Origin of the sequence: Pseudomonas sp. LS_2, from assembly GCF_042709235.1 — a bacterium.
Classification (GTDB): Bacteria; Pseudomonadota; Gammaproteobacteria; order Pseudomonadales; family Pseudomonadaceae; genus Aquipseudomonas.
In genome coordinates this window covers 98,820-124,667 of the sequence record NZ_JAVAYC010000013.1, presented here as the reverse complement: position 1 = coordinate 124,667, position 25,848 = coordinate 98,820, and the positions used below count along the sequence as shown (strand labels likewise).

Here is a 25,848-nt window from a genome sequence, read left to right as displayed (position 1 = left end):
CCTGGCCCTTCCTCTACAGCACCATCGCCGCCAACCAGCCGAACGCCAGCAACGGCAGGTTGTAGTGGATGAAGGTGGGCACCACGGTGTCCCAGATATGGTGGTGCTGGCCATCGACGTTCAGCCCCGAAGTTGGCCCCAAGGTGGAGTCCGAGGCCGGCGAGCCGGCATCGCCCAATGCCCCGGCAGTCCCGACGATGCAGACGATCGCCAGTGGGCTGAAGCCCAGCTGCACGCACAGCGGCACGAAGATCGCCGCCAGGATCGGTACCGTCGAGAACGACGAGCCAATGCCCATGGTCACCAGCAGACCGACCAGCAGCATCAGCAAGGCACCAATGCCTTTGTTGTGGTCGATCCACTGCGCGGACGTTTCCACCAGGCTGTTGATCTCACCGGTGGCCTTCATCACTTCGGCAAAACCGGAGGCTGCGATCATGATGAAGCCGATCATCGCCATCATCTTCATGCCTTCGGTGAACAGGTCGTCGGTTTCTTTCCAACGCACGATGCCCGAGGCCGAGAAGATCAGGAAACCAACCATGGCACCGATGATCATCGAGTCCAGCCACAGCTGGACGATGAACGCAGCGCCAATTGCCACGCCCGCCACCAGCAGGGTCAACGGGTTGTAGCGCACGCTCACCTGCTCTACCCGCTCGATACGGTCCAAGTCGTAGTCGCGCTTGCGCCGATAGCTGAAAAACACCGCCAGCAACAGGCCGGTCAGCATACCCGCCGCCGGAATGGCCATGGCCTGGGTGACATTGACCCCACTGACATCCACGCCCGCACGGCTGACATTGGCCAGCAGGATCTCGTTGAGGAAGATGTTGCCGAAGCCCACTGGCAGGAACATGTAGGGCGTGATCAGGCCAAAGGTGATGACGCAGGCGATCAGGCGGCGGTCGATGCGCAGGCGCGTCAGCACATACAGCAGCGGTGGCACCAGCAGCGGGATGAAGGCGATGTGGATGGGCAGGATGTTCTGCGAGGACACCGCCACCACCAGCATCAAGCCGATCAGCAGCCATTTCATCTTGCCGCCATCGACATGGCCTTGGCGGTCGACCATGGCCAGGGCGCGATCGGCCAGGGCGTGGGCCAGCCCGGACTTGGCAATCGCCACGGCGAAGGCGCCGAGCAAGGCATACGACAGCGCCACCGTGGCGCCACCGCCCAGGCCGCCATTGAAGGCCTTGAGCGTGGCTTCGATGCCCAGGCCGCCTACCAGGCCACCGGCCAGGGCACCGACGATAAGCGCGATGACCACGTGCACGCGGGACAGGCTCAGGATGAGCATGATGCCGACCGCGGCAATAACTGCATTCATGGTGTGGAATACCTCGTTGCGACAGACCAAAAGCAAAGGCACCGGCGACAGGCTGCGGGCTACGCAGGGGCCGGACCAAGGGATGTTGTTATGAAGGGCGCGTACTCTGAAGGAGTGGGCCGCGGATGTCAAAACCGCCCGGGAAGGTGCGAAAAAAGCCTCGTCTACACTTGCCGCACACGCTAAAGGCAACCAACGAGGCCCTGATGAAAAAGATTCCAACGCTGCTGGCCAGCCTGCTGCTCGCCTTCGGCCTGGCCAGCACCGACAGCGCCGCAGCCGCCACGGCACGCGAGCCCATCCATTTCGGCGCCATAGGATGGGAAAGCGGCGCCTTCACCACCGAGGTGCTGCGCCTGATCGTCGAACACGGCTACGGCTACCCCACCGACACCCTCCCCGGCAGCACCGTTAGCATGGAGGTGGCCCTGGCGCGCAACGACCTGCAAGTGATCGCCGAGGAGTGGGCCGGGCGCAGCCCCGCCTGGGTCAAGGCCGAACAGGCCGGCCAGGTGTTCGCCCTGGGCGACACGGTGAAGAACGCCGAGGAAGGTTGGTGGGTGCCGGCCTACGTGATCAAGGGCGATGCCGCAAAAGGCATCAAACCCCTGGCCCCGGAACTGCGCAGCGTCGACGACCTCAAGCGCTACCCCGAGGTGTTCAAGGACGCCGAAGCGCCCGGCAAGGGCCGCTTCCTCAACAGCCCTGCGGGCTGGACCTCCGAAATCGTCAACACCCAGAAGCTCAAGGCCTACGGTTTGGACGGGCTGTACAACAACTTCCGAACCGGTTCCGGTGCGGCGCTCGATGCCGAGGTGACCTCGGCGATAAGGCGCGGGCAGCCGGTGCTGTTCTACTACTGGAGCCCCACGCCGTTGATGGGCCGTTTCGATCTGGTACGCCTTGAAGAACCGCCGTTCGACGAACAGGCCTGGGCCACCCTCACCGACCCGGCCAACCCCCACCCCAAGGGCAGCGGCTCGCTGGCGGCGAAGCTGTCGATCGGGGTATCGGCGCGGTTCCGTGAGCAGTACCCGGAGCTGGTGGCCTGGTTCGAGAAGGTCGACCTGCCCATAGACACCCTGAACAAGGCCCTGGCGCACATGAGCGAAACCCGTCAGGACCCACGAGAGGCCGCCCTGGTGTTCCTGCGTGAGCACCCCGAAATATGGAAAGCCTGGGTGCCGGACGAGGTGGCCGCCAAGGTGGCCGCATCGCTGTAGCCAAACGCGGCTTGCCCGCCCCTAGGCGCTGCGGTTACCGTGCCGCCCATTCCCCTCCTGCGGAGCTGTCTGCGTGTCCCTCAAAGCCCTGCGCACCCTGGTGACCATCGCCCGCCACGGCACCTTCGCCCGCGCCGCCGACCTGCTCAGCCTCACCCCGTCGGCGGTCAGCCTGCACATCAAGACCCTGGAAGACGAGTTGCAGGTGCCGCTGTTCGACCGCAGCCGCCGCCAGGTGGCGCTGACCGAAGCCGGTCAATTGGCCGTGGCCCGGGCCGAAAGCATCCTGGCCGCCTACGACGAACTGGCCGACACCCTGGCCAGCGGCCCGAGCCTGCGTGGGCGGCTACGGATCGGCGCGATCCATACCGTGCTGGCGCGGCGCCTGCCCAAGGCGCTGGTGTGGATCAAGGCCCATCATCCGCAACTGCACATCAGCGTGGCGTCGGGCATGTCGGCGGAACTGGCACGCCGGGTCGAGGACGGCGAGCTGGATGCGGCGATCACCACCGAGCCGGTCAGCCCCTACCCGCAAAACCTGCACTACACGCCACTGTTCGAGGACCGCTTCTGGGCCGTCGCCAGCCCGGAGCTGGCAGGCCAGAGCCTGGCCCAACTGCTCGCCAGCCAGCCGTTCCTGCGCTTCGACAAACGCGCCTGGGCAGGCCGGCAGATCGAGCAGGAGCTGCGCCGCCAGCGCTTGCAGGTCAGCGAGCAGATGGAACTGGACAGCCAGGAGGCCCTGGCGCGCATGGCGGCCATGGGGTTGGGCGTGGCGATCATTCCCATGGCCGACGAAGACCTGCAACGCCTGCCCGCTGCCACCTGCCTGCCCTTCGGCGAGCCGCAACTGACCCGTCGCGTGGTGCTGTTGGAGCATGAGAAAAGCCAGCGGCGTCACTTGAGCGCGGTGCTCAAGACGGCGCTGGATGCCTGAGCAGGCGTTGCCAGGTCAATCCGCCCGCAGATACTCCACCAGCCTCAGCAGCATCGCATCACAACCGCGCAGTTGCTCGACGCTGACGAACTCATCGGGCTTGTGCCCCTGCTCCATGCTGCCCGGCCCGCACACCACGGTAGGGATCCCAGCCTGGTCGAACAGACCGCCCTCGGTGCCGAAGGCCACGGTCCCGAACTCACTCGACCCACTGAGCATCGTCACCAGGCGCGCCGCCTCGCTGTCGGCCGGCGTGGCCAGCCCTGGGTAGGCGCTCAACGGCTGCAAGCGAATGTCGCTGGCCGCATTTACCGCACGCATGCGCGGCAGCAGTTCGTCCTCGGCGTAGGCCTGCAATTGCTCGGCCACGCCCTCGGCGGCAAAGCCGGGCAACGCGCGCACCTCGAAGTCGAACTCGCATTCGGCCGGCACGATGTTCAAGGCCCTGCCGCCCTTGATGACCCCGGTCTGCACCGTGGAGAACGGCGGGTCGAAGCGCGCGTCGTGGTGCTGAGGCTGCGCCAGCCGATCACCGATCTGACCGAGCTTGCCGATCAGCCGTGCCGCGTACTCGATGGCGTTCACGCCATAGGGTGCATAGGCCGAATGGCATGCCGCGCCCTGCACCTGGCAGCGCATGGCCAACTTGCCCTTGTGGCCCAGCACCGGCTTGAGCTCGGTGGGCTCACCGATCAGGCACAGTCGTGGCTTGTGCGGGCGCTGCGCCAGAGCGGCCAGCATTGAACGCACGCCCAGGCAGCCGACCTCCTCGTCGTAGGAAAACGCCAGGTGCACCGGCAGCTTCAACGGCTGGGCGAGAAACGCCGGTACCGCCGCCAATACCGAGGCGATGAAGCCTTTCATGTCGGCGGTGCCACGGCCATACAGCCGGCCATCGCGCTCGGTCAGCTGGAACGGCTCGACGCTCCAGGCCTGGCCGTCCACCGGCACCACGTCGGTGTGCCCGGACAACACCACCCCGCCTCGGTCGCTGGGGCCAAGGGTGGCGAACAGGTTGGCCTTGGTGCCCTGCGCGTTGAAAAACAACTCGCTCTGCACCCCGTGCCCGGCCAGGTACTCGCGGATGAAGGCGATCAGCTCAAGGTTCGAGTCGCGGCTGACCGTCGCGAAGCCCACCAGCCGGGCGAGCAGTTCGCGGCTGCAAGGCTCACTCATCGCCCGGCACTCCATAGCTGGGGGCGGCGGTCGGGTTCAGCGCCCGGGTCACGTAGTCCTGCATCTGCGGGCGATAGGCCTGCCACAGGCGGTCGAGTTCACCGATCGGGTCTTGCTCGGCCCAATCCACCCGCAAGTCCACCAGCGGCCAGGTCAGCTCCCCGACGACCTTGAGCGCCGCCGAATGCACCGGGCCCGCCTCGCCACCGGCGGCCATCGCCGCATGCATGGCGGCAAGCAGACGCTCGGCCAGGTGGCCACCGGCCTGCTCGAAGGCCTTGACCATGGCCTCGATCACCGCGCGCGAGGCCAACAGGTTGCCCGCCGCCGCGCACTGCTCGCCGGCCAGTGCATGGTGCACGCCCAGTGCCTGGCTGCCCGTGAACAAGGCCACATTGCCGTGGCTGTCGATCACCGTGACCTGGCGATACTCACTCCAGCCATTGGCACTGAGCACCCGGTCCAGCGCTGCAGTGGGGGGCAACTGGCCTTGCTCCAGGGCATCGAGCAGCTGCGGGCCCAGGGCCGGCAGGGTGATGTTCTGCGAGGCGACCGCGCCGACGCCTGCGCGAACCCAAGGGCAACGGGCGCCCACGGCGATGCTCGAAGAACTGATGGCAATGCCGAGCTGGCCGGTTTCCTGGCAGCGGCCAATGATCGAAAAGGTCATGGGGTTAACTCCTGCTGTTTTCTTGACGAGGCGTTCTACGCGGGTTTGCAGGCATTCTGGGTACAAGCGCGGGGAGACGAAATGACCTTTTTCCTGGGTCTTGGCGAGGAAAAAACTAGGGTCGCCAGCATTGCACCGAAGCCTGGTCCCGCCCGTTTTCCACGGGCCTTCGCCGTTTTATGGGCAAGGCCCAGCTAAATACTATTTTCGCGACTTTGCGCCCTTCCCTAGTCTGGCCCCAGGCAAAGGCGGCCCCCAACCGACCTGAACAGATCCGCCTTACAAGAAGGGCTCGACATGACATTCAACAACCTCGAAATCGACACACTCGTGGTCGGCGCAGGCCAAGCTGGCGTGGCCATGAGCGAACACCTGGGCAAACTTGGCGTGCCACACCTGGTACTGGAGCGCAAACGCATCGCCGAAGCCTGGCGCAGCGGACGCTGGGACTCGCTGGTCGCCAACGGCCCGGTCTGGCATGACCGTTTCCCGGGCCTGGAATTCGACCTCGACCCGGATGCCTTCGCCGGCAAGGAGCAGGTGGCCGACTACTTCGAGCGCTACGTGCGCACCTACAACCTGCCGGTGCGCACCGGGGTCGAGGTCAAGCGCGTGGTACGCAACGCCGACCGCCCAGGCTTCACCATCGAAACCAGCGAGGGCGTGATCCGAGCCAACCGCGTGGTGGCGGCCACCGGTCCATTCCAGCGCCCGGTGATCCCGGCCATCGCACCACAGGATGCGCGCCTGCACCAATTGCACTCGGCCGCCTACTACAACCCCGAGCAATTGCCTGAGGGGGCGGTGCTGGTGGTGGGTGCCGGTTCTTCCGGCGTGCAGATCGCCGAAGAGCTGATGCGTGCCGGGCGCAAGGTCTACCTGTCGGTGGGCGCCCACGATCGCCCGCCGCGCGCCTACCGTAACCGCGACTTCTGCTGGTGGCTGGGCGTGCTCGGCGAATGGGACGCGGAAATCGCCAAGCCGGGCCGCGAGCACGTAACCATCGCCGTCAGCGGCGCCCGCGGCGGCCATACCGTGGACTTTCGCGCCCTCGCCCACCAAGGCATGACCCTGGTTGGCCTGACCCAGTCGTTCGAAGACGGGGTCGCGCGCTTCCAGGACAACCTGGCCGAGAACATCCGCCGTGGTGACGAAAACTACCTGGCCCTGCTGGACGCCGCCGATGCCTATGTCGAACGCAACGGCCTGGACCTGCCGCCAGAGCCCGAAGCACGCAAGTGCCTGCCAGATCCCGAGTGCATGACCTCGCCCCTGCGCGAACTGGACCTGGTCCAGGCCGGGGTCAGCTCGATCATCTGGGCCACCGGCTATGGCGTGGACTTCAGCTGGCTGCAAGTCGACACCTTCGACGCCAACGGCAAGCCGCAGCACCAGCGCGGTGTGTCGCGCGAGCCAGGCGTGTACTTCCTCGGCCTGCCCTGGCTATCGCGCCGTGGCTCATCGTTCATCTGGGGGGTGTGGCACGACGCCAAGCACGTCGCCGGCCATATCGCCACCCAACGCACCTACCTGGCCTACCGCGACCGCGAACAGCGCGACGCGGATGTGCAGCAACCCTCGACCCGCAACGTCAGCACCCTCGGAGCCCACTGATGCCTACCCATACCCGCATCCGCATGTTCAACACCAAGGCCACCTACCCCAACCAGGCGTTGGACAACGACCTGTGCCAGGCGGTACGCGCCGGCAATACCATCTATGTGCGCGGCCAGGTCGGCACCGACTTCGATGGCCGTCTGGTGGGTCTGGGCGACCCCCGCGCCCAGGCCGAGCAGGCGATGAAGAACGTCAAGCAATTGCTCGAAGAAGCCGGCTCGGAGCTCTCGCACATCGTCAAGACCACCACCTACATCACCGACCCACGCTTCCGTGAGCCGGTCTACAAAGAGGTCGGTCAATGGCTGAAAGGGGTGTTCCCGATTTCCACCGGGCTGGTAGTGGCGGGGTTGGCGCAACCGGAATGGCTGATGGAGATCGACGTGATCGCGGTAGTGCCGAACGCGGAGTAACCGCTTGGAGTGGCCTGGGCCGCATTGCGGCCCGGGTTCAACCTTGCAGGAACGCCACTACTCGCTCGGCCGCCAGGGCCGGGTCTTCCTGCATGAAGCAGTGGCCACCCGGCACTTGCTGCTCGCTGACCTTGGCATTGAGCGCCGCCAGGCGCTGCACCGAGCGTGGCACGAAGGGGTAAGTCTGTTCGCCATGCAGGATCAAGGTCGGCGTGGCGATGCTCGCCAGGGTCGGCCACATGCGCGCGGGGAACGAGCTGAAGATTTCCACCTCGCGACTGGGTCGGCATTTGAGCACCACCCCTTCACCGCAATCGCCAATGGCATGTTCGATATAGGCGTGCAGCGCGGTCTCGCTCCAGCCTTTGAAGATACCGCGCCCCTGCAGCGAGGCCAGCGCCGCTTCGCGGTCCGGCCAGTGGCTGCGGCGCGTCGCGGCCTTGCGCGCCAGGGCGTGTCGGCGGTGCAGACCCACCATGGCCGCAGCGCCCATCACCCCCAGCATGCGCCGGCTGAACAGCACCGGGTCGAGCAGCACGGCCCGGGCGAACAGCTCGGGGTGGCCGGCCAGGATCAGGCCGGTCAGCACACCGCCGAAGCTGTGGCCCGCCGCCAGACGCGGCACGTCGCCATACTCGCCGCGCCCCGCCTCGAAAGCCTCCACTGCCAGCGCCGCCGTGCGGTTCCAGCCCCGGAAGACGCCGCCGTGGTCGCTGTCGCCATGGCCCTGGACATCGCTGAGCCATAGGTCGAAGTGTTCGCCCAGGCGCAGCAGCATGGGCTGGTAGGCCAGGCTGCAAAAACCATTGCCGTGCAGGAAATGCAGCAATGGCCGGCCAGTGGCCTCGGTGCGCCAACCGCGCAGGGTGAAGCCTTCGGAGCAATCATGGGACCAGGGAATGAACTGCATCGGTACGTCGCACTTGTGGTTCTAGGAAAACGACGATTCTACAAACAGCAGCGGATACAGCGAAACAACCAGCAACAAGGCCATCACGACATTGAACAGCATCAGCCAGCGTGGCTTTTGCAGCACACGGCGCAGGGCACTGCCAAACATCACCCAGATGCCGACGCTGGGCAGGTTGACCAAAGCGAACAACGCGGCAATGACGATGACGTTGACCACATAGCCCTGGGCCGGGGTGTAGGTGGTGATGGCGCCGATGGCCATGACCCAAGCCTTCGGGTTGACCCACTGGAACGCCGCGGCGCCCAGGAAGCTCAAGGGTTTGCGCGAGCTGTCGGTATCGCCGGACATCGGCCCGGCGGTAGCGATCTTCCAGGCCAGGTACAGCAAGTAGGTAGCGCCCACGTAGCGCAGCACCGTGTAAAGCGGCGGCCAGGCCTTGAACAGCTCGCCCAGGCCAAAGCCCACCGCCAGCACCATGACCATGAAACCGATGCTGATACCCAGGGCATGGGGAATCGAGCGGCGCACCCCGAAGTTCACCCCCGAGGCCAGCAACATGGTGTTGTTCGGGCCTGGGGTGATGGAAGACACGAAGGCGTAGAGCACGAAGGCGGTCAGCAGGTCGTAGGAGCCGAGCATGGCGAGGTTTCCGTCAGGTTTCTGGTTATCGTGCGTACACACTAACGGAGCTGGGCGACCCTTCGAGCGATACAGTTAGGTTAAATTATTCCCGTACACATCACTGTACCGGTTCAGTGGGATCGAAGATCTGCTCGATCGCCAGGCCGAATACCCGCGCAATGGTGAAAGCCAGCGGCAGGCTGGGGTCGTAGCGGCCGGTCTCGATGGCATTGACCGTTTGGCGCGACACTCCCAGGCGCTCGGCCAGCTCCGCCTGGGACCAGCCGTGCTCGGCGCGCAAGGCGCGGATGTGGTTGTTCACCGGTAGCGCCTCGTACCGACGATCGTGCAGACCATCCACAACACCCCCATGAGCGGCCACACCATGAACATCGACAGGCGCGGGAGGCCGGCCGTTTCGAGGAAGCCGTAGCTGAAGGTCAGCAGTGCGGTGAGCAGAAAGGCCAACGCCAGCGCATCGAATTGGATGCGCCGGGCCAGCTCGTCCACTGCGCGCAACTGGCGCACCACCACCCAGGCGATCAGCAACATCGACGGCACCGGCAACAAGGCCCAGACAACCTTGGCCACCCCTTCTCCGCTGCTGGCGACCTGGTAGCTGCCGAGGGCGACACAGACCGCGTAGGCGACGAAGGCCAGGAAGAACTCGACGATAAAGCGTTTGCGTCCCATGCTTGAAAGCTCCGATGTAAAGGGTGTTTTACATTGGCGGCTGCCAGCGCGAATGTCAAGTACGCTTTACACGCGCACCCTCCCGCACATGACAGCAGACGCTCACAGGATTATTCTTCGCAGGCATGTCCCCTCGTCTCAATATGTGAGCGCCGAATATGAAAATCGATGACATGGACGCCTTCGTGGCCGTCATCCGTTGCCAGTCGACCAACCTCGCTGCCGAAGCCTTGCAACTGACCCAGCCGGCCATCACCCGGCGGCTGCAAAACTTCGAGCATGACCTGGGCGCCACCCTGCTGGACCGCAATACCAAGCCGCTCAAGCCGACCCCGATGGGGCTGCGCGTGTACCAGCAGTGCAAGGCCATCCTGCGCGAGATAGACGCACTGCGCGAACTGGTGGCCAGCGACGGCGCGCCTTCGGGCACCTTGCGCCTGGGCGTGCCGCAGACCCTGGGCGACGTGGTGTTGCTCAACGCCCTGGCGCGCCTTCGCGAGGCCTACCCGAGCCTGCGCACCCAGGTCACCAGCGGCTGGGGCAGCAGCCTGGTCGCGCGCATGGAGAACGGCGAGCTGGACGCTGCGGCGGCGCTGTTCCCGCCGGGCAAGATCTTCCCCGAAGGCATCGCCGGCCACTCCATCGCCCGCATGCCGCTGCGCGTGGTGGCGGCCAAGGGCAGCGCCGGCAAGCGCAGCTACAAGTTGCGCGACTGCTACACCCGTGGCTGGGTGCTCAACCCCGATGGCTGCGGCTTTCGCGCGGGCTTGCAGCGCGCCCTGAGCGAACAGGGGCTGTCGCTGTCGATCAGCCTGGAAACCTTCGGCACCGAGCTGCAACTGGGGCTGGTCGCCAACGGCCAAGGCCTGGGATTGGTACCTGAGCCGCTACTGCTGGGCAGCCGTCACCTGGCGCAACTGGAAGTGCTGAACATCAGCGACTTCAAGCCGCAGGTCGACCTGTGGCTATTCCACCCCCGCTACCTGGGCAACCTGCAGGAGCCGGTGGAGCTGTTCGGCGAAATCGCCGGGCTGCGATTGCAAGCACAAAATAAATAAATCGCATTACTTAAGAATCTGTAGATAAATAATTAGCATATAGCCACAAAGCCTTTTACAGCCTCCAACGCCGGGCATTAGGGTTCCAGCAGCCCACTGCCCAGCCTACGGAGAGCCACCATGCATGCATTGCCCAGCCCATCCTCCCTCCCCCGCGCCCGCTTCGGCGCCGAGGAATGGGAGGTGCGGATCAAACTGGCCGCGGCCTACCGCCTGGCAGCCCAACTGCGTTGGACCGACCATATCTACACGCACTTCTCTGCCCGCGTTCCCGGCCCCCAAGAGCACTTCCTGATCAACGCCTTCGGCTTGTTGTTCGACGAGGTCAGCGCCTCCAACCTGGTCAAGGTGGACGTCGATGGCACGATCATCGACGACCCGCTGGGCCTGGGCATCAACCAGGCCGGCTATGTCATCCACAGCGCCATCCACCGTGCCCGCCCCGACCTCAAGGCAGTGCTGCACACCCATACCCGCGACGGCGCTGCCGTGTCCGCCCAGCGCGATGGCCTGCTGCCGATCTCCCAGCATGCCCTGGCCTACTACAGCCGCGTGGCCTACCACGACTACGAAGGCGTCGCGCTGGACCTCGACGAGCAGGCGCGGCTGGTGGCGAACCTGGGTGACAGCAACATCCTCATCCTGCGCAACCATGGCCTGCTCACCGGCGGCATCAGTGTCGAGCATGCCTTTCGCGAGCTGCATGGCCTGGAGCGCGCCTGTGCGATCCAGATCGCTGCACAGGCCGGGGGCAACGAGCACTTGCAACATGCCTCCGCCGCCGCCATCGCCAAGGTGCATGAACAGTCCAAGCGTTTTTCCGACGGCCTTGGCGAAGGCATCCAGCGGCACTGGTCGGCGCTGATCCGCCAGTTGGAACGAGACGGTCTGGGCTACCAGGATTGACCGCCATCGCTAGCGCACGAAGCGCGGTATCGACAACCCAAGGCTCTCGCGCAACGTAGAGCCTTCATACGCCGTGCGATACAGCCCACGCGCCTGCAACAACGGCACCACCTCCTGGGTGAAACGGCGGAACTGAGCCGGGTGGCCGATATAGATATTGAAGCCATCCAGGGCCCTCGCCTCGAACCATTCGGCCATTTTCGCCGCCACCGTCTCGGCACTGCCCACGAAAGCCCCTGGGCGCAGCTGCCGACCGAACTCCACCGCCTGGCGCAGGCTGAAACCTTGCGCCCTGGCCTGGTCGGCAATGCGCTTGGCATGGGTGAAGAAGCTGCTGCGGGCGTACTCCAGGCTCTGCTGCGGGAATGGCGCATCGAGGTCGTACTGGCTGAAGTCGTGCCAGCCAAAGTTGCGCCCGAACTCCTTGAGCGCCAACTCGAAACTGTGGTCGGCCTGGTGGTAATGGCGCTCGATTTCACGGGCATGCTCATCGGTGTCGCCGACGTAGATCTCGGCCCCCGGCAACACCAGCAATTGCTCCGGGTCACGTCCCAGGCGCGCGGCGCGGCCCTTGATGTCGCGATAGAACGCCTGACCCTGCTCGATGCTGGCGGCATGGGTAAAGATCACATCGCTGCTCGCTGCCCCTAGGTCGCGTCCCTGCTCGGAGTCACCGGCCTGGAAGATCACCGGCTGGCCCTGGGGTGAGCGCTGGATGTTCAGCGGGCCGACCACCGAGAAGTGCTCACCCTTGTGGTTCAGCGCATGCAGCTTGGCCGGGTCGAGGAACTGGCCGGTGCTGCGGTCACGCACGAAGGCATCGTCCTCGTAGGAATGCCACAGGCCCTGCACCACCTTGACGTGCTCCAGGGCACGGGCGTAGCGGGTGTCGTAGTCGTAGTGCTCGTCCAGCCCATAGTTGCCGGCGGTGCCGGCATCGCCACTGGTGACCACGTTCCAGCCCGCGCGCCCCTTGCTGATCAGGTCCAGCGAGGCCAGGCGCCGGGCGACGTTGAACGGCGCGTTGTAGGACGTGGTCAAGGTGCCGACCAGACCGATATGACGGGTGCTTACCGCCAATGCCGAAAGCAGGGTCAGCGGCTCCAGGCGGTTGAGGTAATGGGAGGGCGAACCGGGGGTGATGAACTGGCTGTCGACGATGAAGATCAGGTCGAACAGCGCCGCCTCGGCCTGGCGGGCAATCTCGATGTACCAGTCGATATTGACGCTGGCGTCGGCCGGCAGCTGCGGGTCCAGCCACAGGTTGTGGCGACCGGGGCCACCGCAGCCCATGGTCAGGGCGCCGAGTTTGATTTGTCGTTTGCTCATGGCAATCCTTTGAGGTTGATCGGGGACCACGATGCCCGTTGGGGTAACTCGCCCCCTGTGGGGGCGGGTTTACCCGCGAAGCAGGCGCAGAGGTGAATGCCACCGGCCATGCCGGTGCTCGAGGGTCTGGGGTGACCTCTAGCTCCATCAAAGGCCCGGTCAGTGCTTGCTCAGCGCCTGGGCCTGCAACGCCGACGAGAACGAGGTATCGAACAGGCTGCCGGCCGGGTAGGCCTTGATCAGCCCAAGACCTGCGAAGAAATCCACGGTCTTCTGCGCATCCACCACCACCTGCGGGTTGAGGGGCGCAAGGTCGGTGCGCGCCTGGGCAAACCAGGCGCGGGCGATCTCGCGGTCGGCGCGGGTGCTCTTGGCCCAGGCGTCGGCGTAGGCCTCGGTGTGGGCCGGGTCGCTCAAGGTCCAGTCACGGGCCTTTTTCAGGCGCTGGAGAAAATCGGCGATCTGCGCCCGCTTGTCCTGCACCGACCGGGCATTGGCGACCACGAAGCTCTGGGCGGGAATCAGCCCTTCGGCAGTGGCCAGTACGCGCGCGCCATGGCGCTTCTGCTGAGTGACGTAGGGCTCCCAGGTAGCGATCACGTCCACCGAGCCGCCATCCAGGGCGTGGGAGGCATCCAGCGCGCTCAGGTAGCGCAGTTCCAGGGCATCGCGCGGCACGCCGGCCTTGTCCAGGGCAGTGAACAGCAGCTGCTGGCTCCACGAACCTTTCCAGATTGCCGCCCGCTTGCCCTTGAGGTCGGCCAGGCTGTGGATGTCTGCGTCCTTGCGCGCCAGGATGGCCACGCCCTCGAGGTTCTGCCGCGACACCGCGATGACCTTGATCGGCGCCCCCAGCGCGCCGAGGAACAGCGGCGGCGCATCGCCCAGCAGGCCGACGTCGAGGCTGCCGACGTTGAGCGCCTCGGCCACCGGCGAGCCTGCGGTGAACTGCTTCCACTCCAGGGTGTAGGGCACATCGTCGAGTACCCCGGCCGCCTCCATCACGGCACGGGCGTTGAAGCTTTGGTCTCCGACCACCAGCGTTTGCGCGCTGGCGGCCAGGCTCAGGGAGGTGGCCAGCACACCGGCGGCCAGTTGCTTGAGGTAACGCACGTTCGTCTCCAGATGCCACGCAGGGCATGTCGGGGGCGATCCGCACGTGCGGTCTCGTCATCAGGGCTATAGGGGAAAGGGAATGGCTCAGGCTTGGCGTGCAGCCACCTTGGCGCGGGTCAACGGAATCAGCTGGCGGCCGTATTCTTCGGCATCGGCGAGGGGATCGAAGCCGCGGATCAGGAAGGTGCTCACGCCCAGGTCGTAGTAGGCCAGCAAGGCATCGGCCACCTGCTCGGCAGTGCCGACCAGGGCGGTGGAATTGTGCCCGCCGCCCACCAGCGCGGCGATGCCGGTCCACAGCCGCTCATCGACCCGCTCGCCCTTGGCCACCGTGTCGCGCAGGCGTTGCGCGCCCACGCTCTGCGGCTTGTGGGCGATCACCGGGCCATTGGCGGCCAACCGCTCGCGGGCCTGGCCGAGGATCGTCTCGGCCTTGGCCCAGGCGGCCTGTTCGGTGTCGGCGATGATTGGCCGGAACGACACGCTGAATTGTACGCTGCGCCCGTGCCGGGCCGCCTGCTCCCGTACGGCGGCGATGGTTTCGGCGGTCTGCTCCAGCGACTCGCCCCACAAGGCATAGACATCGGCGTGCTTGCCTGCCACCGCCAACGCTGCCGGCGACGAGCCGCCAAAGTAGATCGGCAGGTGAGGTTGTTGCAGTGGCTTGATCGCCGAGAATGCACCTGTGACCTGGTAATGCTCGCCGATGTGGTCGAAAGGCGCCTGTTCGGTCCACACCCGGCGCACGACATCGAGAAACTCGTCGGTGCGCGCATAACGCTGGTCGTGGGCCAGGAGGTCGCCATCCTTGCGCTGCTCGGTGTCGCTGCCTCCGCTGATGATGTGCACCGCCAGGCGCCCGTCGAGCAGGTGCTCGAGGGTGGCCAGCTTTCGCGCAGCCAGGGTTGGTGCCACGAAACCGGGGCGATGGGCAAGCAGGAAGTGGATACGCGAGGTGGCCTGGCCAGCCAGCGCGGTCACCAGGAAACCGTCGGGCTGATCGGACCAGTAGCCCACCAGGATACGGTCGAAGCCGGCCTGTTCATGGGCCTGGGCGAAACGGGTGATGTAGGCCTTGTCGAACACCGGCCCGCTGGGCGCCAGGGTTTCCGATACGGACCGGTGGCCGATCATGCCGATGAATTGCACGCTCATGCGGGGCGTTCTCCCGTTCAGGTGATGTCCATGGAAGCTGTTATAGCGTCTGAAGCTAAGCAGGTTGGTGCTTATACGCTAGCGGCTTCAAGACCCTCTGTAAAATTCGTTATGGGCATAACCTAATACCTACTACATGCAAATATTTCAGATAAAAACCGCACACCTATAAATGCGTAACGCGCATATTAGCTTATGCATATTTTGAATTTTGAGAATATTCAGGCAATTGCTAGGGTTACTTCACGACTGTCAGCCTGGGCCTGAACCATGAGCGATACCCCACACCTTGCACGCTTGCGCCACTTCATCGGCGAGCTTTCCGACCTGCTGGACCGCCACCCCGAGGAACCCGCCCTCCTCGACCACGGCCACCCGTTGCTGCAGCAACTGGTGACCCATGACGACTGGCTGCCGGCAGCCCTGGCCGTACCCGACCCGCAGCGCTACCAGCAGTACCTGCTGCACTGCGACTCGCGCCAGCGCTTTTCCGTGGTCAGCTTCGTCTGGGGACCAGGGCAGTCGACGCCGATCCACGACCACAAGGTCTGGGGCCTGATCGGCATGCTGCGCGGCGCCGAGTTCTCCCAGGGCTTTGCCCGCGACGCCAACGGCGCCCTGCAGCCAAGCGGCGTGCCGGTTCGCCTGGAGCCCGGCCAGGTAGAAGCGGTATCGCCACGCATCGGCGATATCCACCAGGTCAGCAACGCCTTCGACGACCGTGTGTCGATCAGCATTCATGTCTATGGCGCCAATATCGGCGCGGTCAGCCGCGCCGTGTACCTGCCCGATGGCAGCGAAAAGCCCTTCGTTTCCGGTTACTCCAACACCCTCCTGCCCAACCTCTGGGACCTGTCCAAAGAGAACCCTGCCCCATGAGCACCTCCAGCACCCGCAGCTACCACGATATCCGCCAGGCCCTGCTGGCCCGCCAGGAACTCGCGCTGATCGATGTACGCGAAGAAGCCCCTTTCGCCCAGGAGCACCCGTTGTTCGCGGCCAATATCCCGCTGTCGAAGCTGGAGCTGGAAATCTACGCCCGCGTGCCTCGGCGCAACACCGCCATCACCGTCTACGATGACGGCGAAGGCTTGGCCAGGCTGGCTGCCCAGCGCCTCGTGGCCTTGGGCTACAGCGACGTGGCGGTGCTCGAAGGCGGCCTGGCAGGCTGGCGTGAAGCGGGCGGCGAGCTGTTTCGCGACGTCAACGTGCCGAGCAAGGCCTTCGGTGAGCTGGTCGAGAGCGTGCGCCATACCCCGTCGTTGGCGGCCGAACATGTGCAGGCGCTGCTCGAGGCCAAGGCTGATGTGGTCGTGCTCGATGCCCGGCGCTTCGACGAGTACCAGACCATGAGCATCCCCGGTGGCATCAGCGTGCCGGGCGCCGAACTGGTGCTGCGGGTGGCCGAACTGGCCCCAAACCCAACCACCCAGGTCATCGTCAACTGCGCCGGGCGCACCCGCAGCATCATCGGCACCCAGTCGCTGCTCAACGCAGGTATTCCCAACCCGGTGGCGGCCCTGCGCAATGGCACCATTGGCTGGACCCTGGCCGGCCAGGCCTTGGCCCAGGGGCAGGCGCAACGCTTTGCCGAGGTGTCGGAGCGTACCCGCGAAAGCGCCGCCCAGCGCGCCCGTTCCCTGGCCGACCGCGCGGGGGTGCAACGCCTGGATCGCCAAGGCCTCGCCGCCTGGCAGAAGGACGATAGCCGCACCACCTACCTGTTCGATGTACGCACCCCCGAGGAATACGCAGCCGGGCACCTGCCGGGCAGCCGCAGCACGCCGGGCGGCCAGCTGGTGCAGGAGACTGACCACAGCGCCAGCGTGCGCGGGGCGCGTATCGTGCTTGTGGACAACGACGGCGTACGCGCCAACATGAGCGCGTCGTGGCTCGCCCAGATGGGCTGGCAGGTGGCGGTGCTCGACGGCCTGGGCGCGGGCGACTTCAGTGAAACCGGTGAATGGCAGGCCCCGCTGCCCGCCCTGCCGGAAGTCCCTGAAGTCGACGTCGAACAGCTGGACACCTGGCTGCACGAAGGCGCCACCGTGGTGCTGGACTTCACGGCCAGCGCCAACTACGTCAAACGCCATGTCCCCGGTGCGCACTGGGTCATTCGCGCGCAGCTGGCACAAGCCCTGGAAAAACTGCCGCTCGCCGAACGCTATGTGCTGACCTGCGGCAGCAGCCTGCTGGCGCGCTTTGCCGTCGCCGACGTGCAGGCGCTGACGCGCAAGCCGGTGCACCTGTTGAAAGGCGGCACCGCCAGTTGGGTAGCAGCGGGCAAGCCTCTGCAAAGCGGCGAAGCGCACCTGGCCGTCCCGCGCAGCGACCGTTACCGCCGTCCTTACGAAGGCACGGACAACCCCCGCGAGGCGATGCAGGGTTACCTGGACTGGGAGTTCGGGCTGATCGCGCAGTTGGGGCGTGACGGCACCCATGGGTTCAAGGTGCTGGAGGCTTGATGGCAAGAGACACGTGAGCCCAGGCCCCCGTACGCACGCGCGGCAATCCCGCGCCGCGACGTTGTCTGAGATGGCGCCGCTATCGTCCCGTGCACACCTCGCGGTGCACCCTGCTTGCCATCGTCATGCAGAAGTCACGGGCTGCCAGCAGGCGGCCCCGCGCTACCTCAGGTAACGGTCGAAGCGCTCCAGCAGAAAGCTGTGCAGCAGGCGTAGCGCAGGCGTCAGCGAATGCCGGTGCGCGCACACCATCTGCAACGGCGCCGGCTGCCCGGCCTGGCCGGGCAGCACCTCCACCAGGCGCCCGGCGCGGATATCCTCCAGCACATCGAGCCGCGACTTGTACACCACCCCGACCCCCGCCACCGCCCAGCGCCGGACCACGTCGGCATCGTCGCTGCTTCGGTCGCCCGTCACCTGCACCGTGGTCACGCCTTCGTCGCCGTGGAAGCTCCAACGATCGTGGGTCTGCTCACCCATCACGTAGCGCAGGCAGTTGTGCCCGGCCAGTTGCGCCGGGGTTTGCGGTGCGCCATGCCGGGCAATGTAGGCAGGTGACGCGCAGGCAGCGCGACGGTTGGCGGGGGCCAGGGGCAGCGATACCAGGCTGGAGTCGGCCAGTTGGCCGTAGCGGATACTGGCATCGAGATGCTCACCGACCATGTCGGCGACCTGGTCGCTGATGCGCAGTTGCAACTGCAATTGCGGGTAGGCGGCCTGGAACTCATCCAGCCAGGGCAGCAGCACATTGCGCCCCAGGTCCGATGGCAACGACAGGCGCAGCGGCCCGGCCAGCACCTCGCGCGCCTGCTCCAGCGCCAGCTCGCCGTCGCCCAGCGCCGCCAGGGCCTGGCGCGCATGGGGCAGGTAGCGCTCGCCATCGTCCGACAGCCGCAGGCGGCGGGTGGAGCGCACCAGCAGGCGAATGCCCAGGGCCCGTTCCAGGCGCTGCAACGCTGCGCTGGCCAGCGCCGGGGAAATGTCCAACTGCCGCGCGGCAGCCGACAGCCCACCGGCCTCGACCGTGCTGACGAACACCTGCAAATCGTCCATGCGCACCAGCTTCTTCATTTCCCGCCCCTTGCCTGACGCCAAAGCCCGCAAGCATGCCTCAGGCAGGTGGCGCCGTCACCTGAGCGACAGTGTTTCAATCCGCGCGAGGCTCGCGGCCATCGCGCAGCGCCAGCGCCGTGCAGCCGAAACGTCGGCGTACCTGTTTGCCCAGGTAGCTGGCATCGCCCAGCCCCGACTCCTCGGCAATCTGCGCCAGGCTGTGGCCGGAGTTGAGCAGGCGCCAGCGCACCTGTTGCAGGCGCATCTCCAGCCACCAGGCCTTGGCGCTCATGCCATGTTCGCCGAGAAACTGGCGGTCGAGCTGGCGTCGGCTGATGCCCAACTGCGCCGCCAGTTGCTCCACCGACAGGCCCGATGCAAGGTGATGACGCATCAACGCCGTGGCGCGCTGCACCTGACGCCCCCGTCCGGCGCCGGTTTCCAGGGAACGAAGGGCGTGACGGCTATCACGGGTCTCATCCACCAGCATGTCGGCCAGGCCTTTGAGCGCCCGCGCCCGGCCACTGGCCCGTGACAGCAGCTCCACCGCCAGGTCGATGGCGGCCGTGCCTCCAGCGCAGGAAATGCGCGTACCGTCGAAGCAATAGAGTTGCTCGGGCTGCACGTGCAACGTTGGGAAGGCCGCGCGGAACTCGGCTTCATGGCGCCAGTGCACCACCACCTTGTGGCCGTCCAGCAAGCCACAGGCGGCCAACAGGAATACCGCATTGTCGACGCCTACCAGTTTCACCCCGGCCCGTGCCGCGCGACGCAACAGCGGTTTGTAGCTTGCCGCCAGGCTGGCCGTGGCACGTGCGCTGCGTCCGCCGAACAGCACCAGGTAGTCGTACTGCCCAAGCGTCAGGGCCTGTATGGCGCTTTGCACCTGCACCACCGCGCCGCTGCTTGACGGCACCGGGTCCGCGGCCAGCCCGGCCAAGGTCCAGCTGACGTAGCGCTGGCGGCTGTAGTCTTCGTCGTCGGCACTGAAGCGCAACTTGTCGAGAAACGCCCCGAACGGCAGCAGGGCAAACTCGGGCAAGGGTACGATCAGCAAGCGCATGTCAGGTGCCATGAGCAGTAATGTCCATTAATGACCATCGAATGTCCGGATCATACCCTCGATTGCCCGCGCAGCCGCTTAGACTGTGCGGCGTCCATTTCTGGAGGGCATCGCCATGGCACTCGACACCTGGCTTCTCTACCTGCTGGCCAGTATCGGCCTCTCGCTCACCCCTGGCCCCAACAGCCTGCTCGCCTTGACCCACGGCGCGCTGTATGGCGCACGGCGCACCTTGTTCACCATCGTCGGCGGAGTGTTCGGCTTCAGCGCCCTGATCGCCCTGGCGATGTTCGGCCTGAGTGCGCTGCTGCAAACCTCGGCCTCGGTGCTGGTGGTACTCAAGTGGGTGGGTGGGGCCTACCTGCTGTGGCTGGGTGTTCAGCTGTGGCGCAGCCCGCCGCTGCACCTGGAGCAGGCCCGGGGCAAGGCCTTGCTGAGCAATGCCGGGCTCCTGCGCCAGGGCTTTTTTTCGGCCCTGGCCAACCCCAAGGTGCTGTTGTTCTATGGCGCCTTTCTGCCCCAGTTCATCGACCCGCAGCGCCCCCTGGCATTGCAGTTCGTGGTCATGGCAGCGACCTTCGCCAGCGTCGAGTTCATCGTCGAATACCTGCTGGCGCGCCTGGCGTTTCGCATTCGTCCTTGGTTGGCCAAGGGTGGGCGGGGCTTCAACCGCTGCTGCGGCGGGTTGTTCGCATTGATTGGGGTGGCGCTGCCATTGGGGCGCTAAGTGCCTACACTGTGCGCTGCCCCTCGCCTAGGACACACGCCCCATGCCGCTCGCCAACCTGTTCAGCCAGCTTGCCCCCCTCGCCCCCGACGCCGCCGAGCAGGTAGACGACCTGCTGCAGCGGCCTGGCCTGCGCATCGAGCGCATCGTCTCCAGCGGCCAGTGCAGCCCGCCGGGCTTCTGGTACGACCAGGCCGAAGGCGAATGGATCGTGCTGCTCAGTGGAGGCGCCGGGCTGCGTCTTGAACATGAAGCGCAAACCCGGGTACTGGCCCCCGGCGACTGCCTGGACATTCCAGCGCATTGCCGCCACCGCGTGGAATGGACCGAGACAGGAACCGCCACGGTCTGGCTGGCGGTGTTCTACGAGGCCACTTCGCCCTGACAACAGTGCATTTTTCCTCAACGGTTACTACAGAAAACAACGATTTTTTCTGCTCGCTCGCCCCGTTAACCTGTGCCCGTACCCGACCACGGATCGCCCGCCATGCTCCACCTGCTGCTGACCACCCTGCTGCCCATCATCCTGCTGATCGCCCTGGGCACCGTCTTACGGGTTCGCAGCTTCCTGCCGGACACCTTCTGGCCCGGCGCCGAGCGCCTGAGCTACTACGTGCTGCTGCCCTCGCTGTTCCTGCACGGCCTGGCCACCGCCAACCTCGACGGCGTGCCGGTGCTGGGCATGGTCGCGGTGCTGATGCTCTCGACCCTGGCCGGCGCGCTGCTGCTGGTGCTCTACCAGGGCGTGGCCAACCATGAGGGCGCCGACTTCACGTCGGTGTTCCAGGGCGGCGTGCGCTTCAACAACTACATCGGCGCCACCTTGGCCTCGGGCATCTATGGCAGTGCCGGCATCGCCCTGGCGGCGGTGGCCAATGCCTCCATCGTGCCCTTGGTCAACCTGCTCTGCGTGTTGGTGTTCGCCCGCTTCAGCGCACGCCACAGCTCGCCCCTGGCGATTGCCCGGGCGATCTTCGCCAACCCGCTGATCGTCGGTTGCGCGCTCGGCCTGCTGCTGCGGGTCAGCGGCATCGGTTTGCCGGCGGGCCTGGAACCGACCGTCAAGGCCCTCGGCCAGGCCGCCCTGCCCCTTGGCTTGCTGTGCGTGGGCGCTGCGCTGGGCGGGGCACGGCTGGGCCAGCAGGTGCGGCCCTTGATGGCGGCGTCGCTGTTCAAGTTCCTGGTCATGCCAGTGACTACCTGGGGCCTGTGCCGGCTGCTGGGCCTGAGCGGCCAGGCCGCGGTGATAGCTGTCCTGTTCCAGGCATTGCCGACGGCTTCCTCGTCCTACGTCATGGCCCGGCAAATGGGCGGCAATGCACCGTTGATGGCCACCATCATCGCCTTGCAGACCGTTGCCGCCGCCGTCACCCTGCCACTGGTGCTGGCCCTCGCGCTGAGTTGACAAGCTGCGGCTAGAATGGGAATCAGTCCCCCTCCGGAAGCTCCGCCATGCGCTATTCGTGGATGGTAACCAGCCTCACCCTGGCCCTGCTCGCAGGCACTGTCCACGCCCCTTCGCACGCAGCCGAAAGCGCCAAGGCCGCGGTCGCCGAAGACAAGGCCCAGGCGCTCGAGGAAAAGGTCGTGGAAGAAGCGCCACCGCCGAAAAAAAGCGAAACCCTCACTCCCAGCGAAGTACAGGCAGTAGACCCCAAGGGGCAGGCACCGATGGATGACAGCATTACCTGCCTGGCCCGTACGATCTACTGGGAAGCCAAGGGCACCGACGCCGAGGACATGAGCGCGGTGGCCAGCGTGGTACTCAACCGCCTTGGCCACGATGGCTTTCCCGACACCATCTGCGGCGTGGTCAAGCAAGGCGTCGAAAGCAAGAGCTGCCAGTTCTCCTGGTGGTGCGACGGGCGCCCGGACCAGGTAGAAGAAGAAGGCCGCTATGGCGTCGCCAAGGAAATAGCCCGCAAGGCCCTCAACCAGCAGCTCAAGGACAGCACCGGCGGCGCGCTGTATTTCCACGACCGCAACGTGCGCCCGGACTGGGCCAAGGCCTACCGCCGGACCGCCGAGACCCGCCACTTCCTGTTCTACAGACCGAACCAGGCGCTGGCGCGCTGAACGCCCCCCCGAAGAACTCGGCAACCGTACCCTTGGCTTGCCTGGGCGCTGACAGGCAATGGAACAGCGCGGCGCCCGCGGGGTCGGACGAAAAGGGTTGCAGCAAAGCCGTCGCGAATTATGTGCAGGCAGTGCACTTTTGCATCAATCCCCGGTCTACTGGCTTTTTTATGGCGGGCGAGACGAAGCCCGCCGTAACGCATGAGACAAGGCCAAAAGCCCGATGCTTGTGTAGGATGGGCAGCGCAGACCATGCGGCCGCTGCCAGTCATAGGGAGATTCTCGATGCGCGACCTGTCATCCGTTGCCTGCCTGGCCGCCTTGGCACTGGGCCTGGTGCTGTCTACCAGTGCCCAGGCCGCCAGCGGCGCCGAGGCGCAACTGATCGAGTCGATCAACGCCTACCGCAGCCAGACCCAACGCTGTGCTGGCGAGGCCTCGCTGGAACTGGCGCCGCTCAACAGCGACACGCGCCTGGCGTTGTCGCCGGAAGGCACCCGCGATCTGCAACAGGCCATGACCCGCGCGGCCTACCCCATGGTCAACGTGCAAGCCATCAGCCTGTCCGGCCCGCGCGACGCGGCGGCGGCGATGCGTGCCATCGAGGAAAGCTTCTGCCAGGTGGTACTCGACCCGCAGTTCGTCGATATCGGCGTCAGCCAGGAGGGCCGCGACTGGCGTATCGTGCTGGCGCGCCCACTGCTGAGGGGCGGCATGGGCGACTGGCAAACCGAGGGCCAGAAACTGCTGCAAGAGGTCAATGCCGCGCGCAATGTGCCGCGTCAATGCGGTGGTCAACCCTTCCCCGCAGCCCCTGCGCTGAGCTGGAACACGACCCTGGCAGGGGTCGCCGCCAACCATACGCGGGCCATGGCCAACCAGAACTATTTCGACCATATCGACCACGACGGCCGCACGCCAGGCGACCGCGCCGAGTTGGCCGGCTACCTGTACCAGCAGATCGGCGAGAACATCGCCGCCGGGCGCGACACACCCCGCAAGGTGGTCGATGGCTGGCTGGCCAGCCCCGGTCATTGCGCCACCCTGATGAACCCCGACTTCCGCGAACTGGGCGCGGCCTATGCGGTCGACCCGAAAAGCGACGCGGGCATCTACTGGACAGGGTTGTTTGGCTCGCCTCAGTGATCGTCGACCACTACCGCGTTGCCAATCGCATAGAAGTGCCCGCCAGCCACGTAGTGCAGGCTGCGCAGTTCAGGGGGTGCCGTCTCGAACTGCCAGTGCCCGTCACGGAATACCCGATCGTCAGCCCAGGCCGCTACCACCTCGCCGATGAACAGGTCGTAGGCCTGCTGGTTGTGCGGCTCTTCGATCACACGGCACATCATCCAGGCCGAACAGCCCTCCACCAGAGGCACCGGGTAGCCCTCGACGCGGGCCAGCTGCACGCCGATCGCCTGCAATTTGCCCGGCTCATCGGCCAGGCTGCGATGGCCCACCTGGTGAGTCAGCACAGCCTGGGCGGCGGTCGGCACCTGGAGTGCGAACCAACCGCTGTTCTCTACCAGCGCGCGAGTATGGACGGCCTTGTCGATCACCACGGTGACCTTGGGCGGATCGAAGTCCAGGGCGCAGGCCCAGGCGGCGGCCATCACGTTGTCTACCCCGGCATGGCTGGCAGAGACCAGCACGGTAGGGCCGTGGTTGAGCAGTCGATAGGCTTTTTTCAGGTCGACGGGCTGGAAGTGGCTGTTCATCGGTAGTCCTCGTTACCACAGGGTTGCGTGGCAGCGATTGTGCCTACCTGGCCGCGCGACAGCCAGCGTACTTGCAGGCGCTTGGCCGAACCGGGAAGCTAGGCGCCATTCTTCTGCCCGGAACGCCCCATGGAACTTCACATTCGCCTCGAAGGCCGCAAAGGCCTGGCGGACCAGCTCTACCAGCAACTGCGCGCGGCCATCGAAAGCGGCCACCTCGCCGCAGGCACCCAGCTGCCGCCAACCCGCCTGCTGGCCGAGCAGTTGGGCGTTTCCCGCAAGACCGTGGCCGAGGCCTATTCGCGCCTGACCTATGACAACCTGCTCAGTGGCGTGGTCGGTCGCGGCACCTTCATCACCCCCCGCCGCCCACTGCAAGGCAACCAGACCAAGCCCATCGTGCTGGCCGGCGAAGCCGCGCTGGAACGCTGGCGCCAGCGCGCAACGGTCTTCGATCCTTCGACCCAGGAAGCACCGTCGCGCTATGACTTCGCCGGCGGCATCTCGGCCAAGACCCTGTTCCCCTTTGACCAATGGCGCGCCTGCATGCATTACGCGCTGCGGCGCAGCCAGCGCCACCCTGAGCGACGCTTCCCGACACAAGGGCTGCCCGAGCTGCGCGAAGCCATCGCCCACCACATCGCCTTTGCCCGCGGCGTGCATTGCAGTGCTGCGGACGTGCTGGTGTGCAACGGCGCGCAACAGGCACTGGACCTGATTGCCCGGGTGCTGATCGAACCCGGCAGCCAGGTGGCGATGGAAGACCCCGGCTACCCTCCTGCCCGCCAGCTGTTCCTGGCCATGGGCGCACGTCTGCAAGCGGTGCCGGTGGATGACGAAGGCCTGTGCGTGGAGCAGATCGCCGAGGGCACGCGGCTGATCTACGTGACCCCCTCGCACCAGTTCCCGCTGGGCATGCCGATGAGCGAGCGGCGCCGCCACGCCCTGCTGGCGCGGGCAGCCGAGCTGGGCGCGCTGGTGATCGAGGACGACTATGACTGCGAATACCGCTACCAAGGCCCTGCGGCGGACGCCTTGCAGCGCCTCGACCAGCATGGCGTGGTGGCCTACGTAGGAACGTTCTCCAAGACCTTGCTGCCAGAGCTGCGCATGGGCTATGCCGTGTTGCCACCGAGCATGCTGCGGGCAGTCAATGTCGCCCGCAGCCTCAGCGACTGGCACAGCCCGAGTCTGCAACAGTGGGCGTTGGCGCGGTTCATCAGCGATGGCCACCTGAACCGCCATATCCGCCGCTGCCATGAAATCTACGCAGCGCGCCGGGAAAGAATTCTCAGCCGCCTGGACGGCGACCTGGCGCCCTGGCTGACGGCGGTACCGACCAACGCAGGCTTTCACCTGAGCGCGCTGGCCGCGCCGCAGGTGGATGTGGAACTGCTTACCAGCATGGCCCGCCACGTCGAGGTAGGCATCTACTCGCTGGCACCGTTCTTCAGCGAGGCACCGGTACGTCCAGGCCTGCTGCTGGGCTTCGGCGCCATCGAACTGCTGGACATCGACCCGGCGCTGGACCGCGTGCGCTATACCCTGCAAAGCCTCAGCTGATTGCCGCCAGGGGTCGCTCAACC

27 protein-coding genes are annotated in these 25,848 nt (G+C 65.9%); 14 read left to right on the top strand and 13 right to left on the bottom strand.

Annotated elements, in window-relative coordinates; all coding sequences use genetic code 11:
- Positions 1-13 precede the first annotated feature (13 nt).
- Entirely contained in the window at positions 14-1,333 is a 1,320-nt protein-coding gene (locus RAC97_RS14305) for a Na+/H+ antiporter family protein (RefSeq protein ID WP_375099119.1), read from the bottom strand.
- A 206-nt stretch (positions 1,334-1,539) separates the two neighbouring features.
- On the opposite strand from RAC97_RS14305, the gene RAC97_RS14300 reads away from it, so the two are divergent.
- Together RAC97_RS14300 and RAC97_RS14295 are read left to right on the top strand one after the other, a co-directional pair.
- Positions 1,540-2,556, top strand: a complete 1,017-nt coding sequence (locus RAC97_RS14300) for an ABC transporter substrate-binding protein (protein ID WP_375099118.1) — start codon at positions 1,540-1,542, stop codon at positions 2,554-2,556.
- Between the two features lie 73 nt (positions 2,557-2,629).
- Complete coding sequence (locus tag RAC97_RS14295; RefSeq protein ID WP_375099117.1) at positions 2,630-3,493, top strand: LysR family transcriptional regulator; 864 nt, start codon at positions 2,630-2,632, stop codon at positions 3,491-3,493.
- Positions 3,494-3,508: 15 nt separating this feature from the next.
- On the opposite strand, the gene argE is transcribed toward RAC97_RS14295, so the two are convergent.
- A complete protein-coding gene (argE, locus tag RAC97_RS14290; protein WP_375099116.1) occupies positions 3,509-4,669 on the bottom strand; it encodes an acetylornithine deacetylase in 1,161 nt (386 codons plus the stop codon).
- Entirely contained in the window at positions 4,662-5,339 is a 678-nt protein-coding gene (locus RAC97_RS14285; RefSeq protein ID WP_375099115.1) for a DUF1028 domain-containing protein, read from the bottom strand. The genes argE and RAC97_RS14285 overlap by 8 nt, the downstream gene beginning before the upstream one ends.
- A 297-nt stretch (positions 5,340-5,636) precedes the next feature.
- Between RAC97_RS14285 and RAC97_RS14280 the strand changes: the two genes are divergently transcribed.
- Positions 5,637-6,953, top strand: a complete 1,317-nt coding sequence (locus RAC97_RS14280) for a flavin-containing monooxygenase (RefSeq protein WP_375099114.1) — start codon at positions 5,637-5,639, stop codon at positions 6,951-6,953.
- On the top strand, positions 6,953-7,369 hold the full coding sequence (locus tag RAC97_RS14275; RefSeq protein ID WP_375099113.1) for a RidA family protein: 417 nt from the start codon (positions 6,953-6,955) through the stop codon (positions 7,367-7,369). Before RAC97_RS14280 ends, RAC97_RS14275 begins: the two co-directional genes overlap by 1 nt.
- Positions 7,370-7,406: 37 nt before the next feature.
- Here RAC97_RS14275 and RAC97_RS14270 read toward each other — a convergent pair whose 3' ends face one another.
- The 4 genes from RAC97_RS14270 to RAC97_RS14255 all read right to left on the bottom strand — a co-directional run bounded on the left by RAC97_RS14270 (position 7,407) and on the right by RAC97_RS14255 (position 9,596).
- A complete protein-coding gene (locus RAC97_RS14270; protein ID WP_375099112.1) occupies positions 7,407-8,279 on the bottom strand; it encodes an alpha/beta fold hydrolase in 873 nt (290 codons plus the stop codon).
- 21 nt (positions 8,280-8,300) lie between these two features.
- Positions 8,301-8,921, bottom strand: coding sequence for a LysE family translocator (locus tag RAC97_RS14265; RefSeq protein ID WP_375099111.1), 621 nt, complete (start codon positions 8,919-8,921; stop codon positions 8,301-8,303).
- Between the two features lie 100 nt (positions 8,922-9,021).
- Complete coding sequence (locus RAC97_RS14260; protein ID WP_375099110.1) at positions 9,022-9,225, bottom strand: helix-turn-helix transcriptional regulator; 204 nt, start codon at positions 9,223-9,225, stop codon at positions 9,022-9,024.
- The gene (locus RAC97_RS14255) at positions 9,222-9,596 is read right to left on the bottom strand and encodes a hypothetical protein (protein ID WP_375099109.1); all 375 of its coding nucleotides are present in this window, start codon (positions 9,594-9,596) and stop codon (positions 9,222-9,224) included. The genes RAC97_RS14260 and RAC97_RS14255 overlap by 4 nt, the downstream gene beginning before the upstream one ends.
- Before the next feature lie 158 nt (positions 9,597-9,754).
- On the opposite strand from RAC97_RS14255, the gene RAC97_RS14250 reads away from it, so the two are divergent.
- Both RAC97_RS14250 and RAC97_RS14245 read left to right on the top strand, forming a co-directional pair.
- Positions 9,755-10,654 carry a LysR family transcriptional regulator gene (locus RAC97_RS14250; RefSeq protein WP_375099108.1) on the top strand — a complete coding sequence of 300 codons (900 nt, stop codon included), beginning with the start codon at positions 9,755-9,757 and terminating at the stop codon, positions 10,652-10,654.
- A 120-nt stretch (positions 10,655-10,774) separates the two neighbouring features.
- Positions 10,775-11,560, top strand: coding sequence for a class II aldolase/adducin family protein (locus tag RAC97_RS14245; protein WP_375099107.1), 786 nt, complete (start codon positions 10,775-10,777; stop codon positions 11,558-11,560).
- 9 nt (positions 11,561-11,569) lie between these two features.
- Here RAC97_RS14245 and RAC97_RS14240 read toward each other — a convergent pair whose 3' ends face one another.
- The 3 genes from RAC97_RS14240 to RAC97_RS14230 all read right to left on the bottom strand — a co-directional run bounded on the left by RAC97_RS14240 (position 11,570) and on the right by RAC97_RS14230 (position 15,160).
- On the bottom strand, positions 11,570-12,889 hold the full coding sequence (locus RAC97_RS14240; protein WP_375099106.1) for an LLM class flavin-dependent oxidoreductase: 1,320 nt from the start codon (positions 12,887-12,889) through the stop codon (positions 11,570-11,572).
- Between the two features lie 159 nt (positions 12,890-13,048).
- Positions 13,049-14,002, bottom strand: a complete 954-nt coding sequence (locus RAC97_RS14235; protein WP_375099105.1) for an ABC transporter substrate-binding protein — start codon at positions 14,000-14,002, stop codon at positions 13,049-13,051.
- An 87-nt stretch (positions 14,003-14,089) separates the two neighbouring features.
- Positions 14,090-15,160: an LLM class flavin-dependent oxidoreductase gene (locus RAC97_RS14230; protein WP_375099104.1), complete on the bottom strand. Its 1,071-nt coding sequence runs from the start codon at positions 15,158-15,160 to the stop codon at positions 14,090-14,092.
- A 270-nt stretch (positions 15,161-15,430) separates the two neighbouring features.
- Here RAC97_RS14230 and RAC97_RS14225 point away from each other — a divergent pair, with 270 nt between their 5' ends.
- Both RAC97_RS14225 and RAC97_RS14220 read left to right on the top strand, forming a co-directional pair.
- Positions 15,431-16,039, top strand: coding sequence for a cysteine dioxygenase (locus tag RAC97_RS14225; RefSeq protein ID WP_375099103.1), 609 nt, complete (start codon positions 15,431-15,433; stop codon positions 16,037-16,039).
- Complete coding sequence (locus tag RAC97_RS14220; RefSeq protein WP_375099102.1) at positions 16,036-17,625, top strand: rhodanese-related sulfurtransferase; 1,590 nt, start codon at positions 16,036-16,038, stop codon at positions 17,623-17,625. Before RAC97_RS14225 ends, RAC97_RS14220 begins: the two co-directional genes overlap by 4 nt.
- Before the next feature lie 162 nt (positions 17,626-17,787).
- Here the strand turns inward: RAC97_RS14220 and RAC97_RS14215 are convergent, their stop codons facing one another.
- Together RAC97_RS14215 and RAC97_RS14210 are read right to left on the bottom strand one after the other, a co-directional pair.
- On the bottom strand, positions 17,788-18,687 hold the full coding sequence (locus RAC97_RS14215; protein WP_375099139.1) for a LysR family transcriptional regulator: 900 nt from the start codon (positions 18,685-18,687) through the stop codon (positions 17,788-17,790).
- 85 nt (positions 18,688-18,772) lie between these two features.
- Positions 18,773-19,753 carry a GlxA family transcriptional regulator gene (locus RAC97_RS14210; RefSeq protein ID WP_375099101.1) on the bottom strand — a complete coding sequence of 327 codons (981 nt, stop codon included), beginning with the start codon at positions 19,751-19,753 and terminating at the stop codon, positions 18,773-18,775.
- Positions 19,754-19,856: 103 nt separating this feature from the next.
- Here RAC97_RS14210 and RAC97_RS14205 point away from each other — a divergent pair, with 103 nt between their 5' ends.
- The 5 genes from RAC97_RS14205 to RAC97_RS14185 all read left to right on the top strand — a co-directional run bounded on the left by RAC97_RS14205 (position 19,857) and on the right by RAC97_RS14185 (position 23,690).
- Complete coding sequence (locus RAC97_RS14205) at positions 19,857-20,468, top strand: LysE family translocator (RefSeq protein ID WP_375099100.1); 612 nt, start codon at positions 19,857-19,859, stop codon at positions 20,466-20,468.
- 43 nt (positions 20,469-20,511) lie between these two features.
- The gene (locus RAC97_RS14200) at positions 20,512-20,853 is read left to right on the top strand and encodes a cupin domain-containing protein (protein ID WP_375099099.1); all 342 of its coding nucleotides are present in this window, start codon (positions 20,512-20,514) and stop codon (positions 20,851-20,853) included.
- A 102-nt stretch (positions 20,854-20,955) separates the two neighbouring features.
- Entirely contained in the window at positions 20,956-21,873 is a 918-nt protein-coding gene (locus RAC97_RS14195) for an AEC family transporter (RefSeq protein ID WP_375099098.1), read from the top strand.
- Positions 21,874-21,920: 47 nt separating this feature from the next.
- Positions 21,921-22,544 carry a cell wall hydrolase gene (locus RAC97_RS14190; protein WP_375099097.1) on the top strand — a complete coding sequence of 208 codons (624 nt, stop codon included), beginning with the start codon at positions 21,921-21,923 and terminating at the stop codon, positions 22,542-22,544.
- A 285-nt stretch (positions 22,545-22,829) separates the two neighbouring features.
- The gene (locus tag RAC97_RS14185; protein WP_375099096.1) at positions 22,830-23,690 is read left to right on the top strand and encodes a CAP domain-containing protein; all 861 of its coding nucleotides are present in this window, start codon (positions 22,830-22,832) and stop codon (positions 23,688-23,690) included.
- Here the strand turns inward: RAC97_RS14185 and RAC97_RS14180 are convergent.
- The gene (locus tag RAC97_RS14180) at positions 23,684-24,262 is read right to left on the bottom strand and encodes a flavin reductase family protein (protein WP_375099095.1); all 579 of its coding nucleotides are present in this window, start codon (positions 24,260-24,262) and stop codon (positions 23,684-23,686) included. The genes RAC97_RS14185 and RAC97_RS14180 overlap by 7 nt on opposite strands.
- 129 nt (positions 24,263-24,391) lie before the next feature.
- On the opposite strand from RAC97_RS14180, the gene RAC97_RS14175 reads away from it, so the two are divergent.
- A complete protein-coding gene (locus RAC97_RS14175) occupies positions 24,392-25,825 on the top strand; it encodes a PLP-dependent aminotransferase family protein (protein WP_375099094.1) in 1,434 nt (477 codons plus the stop codon).
- The last annotated feature ends 23 nt before the right edge of the window (positions 25,826-25,848 follow it).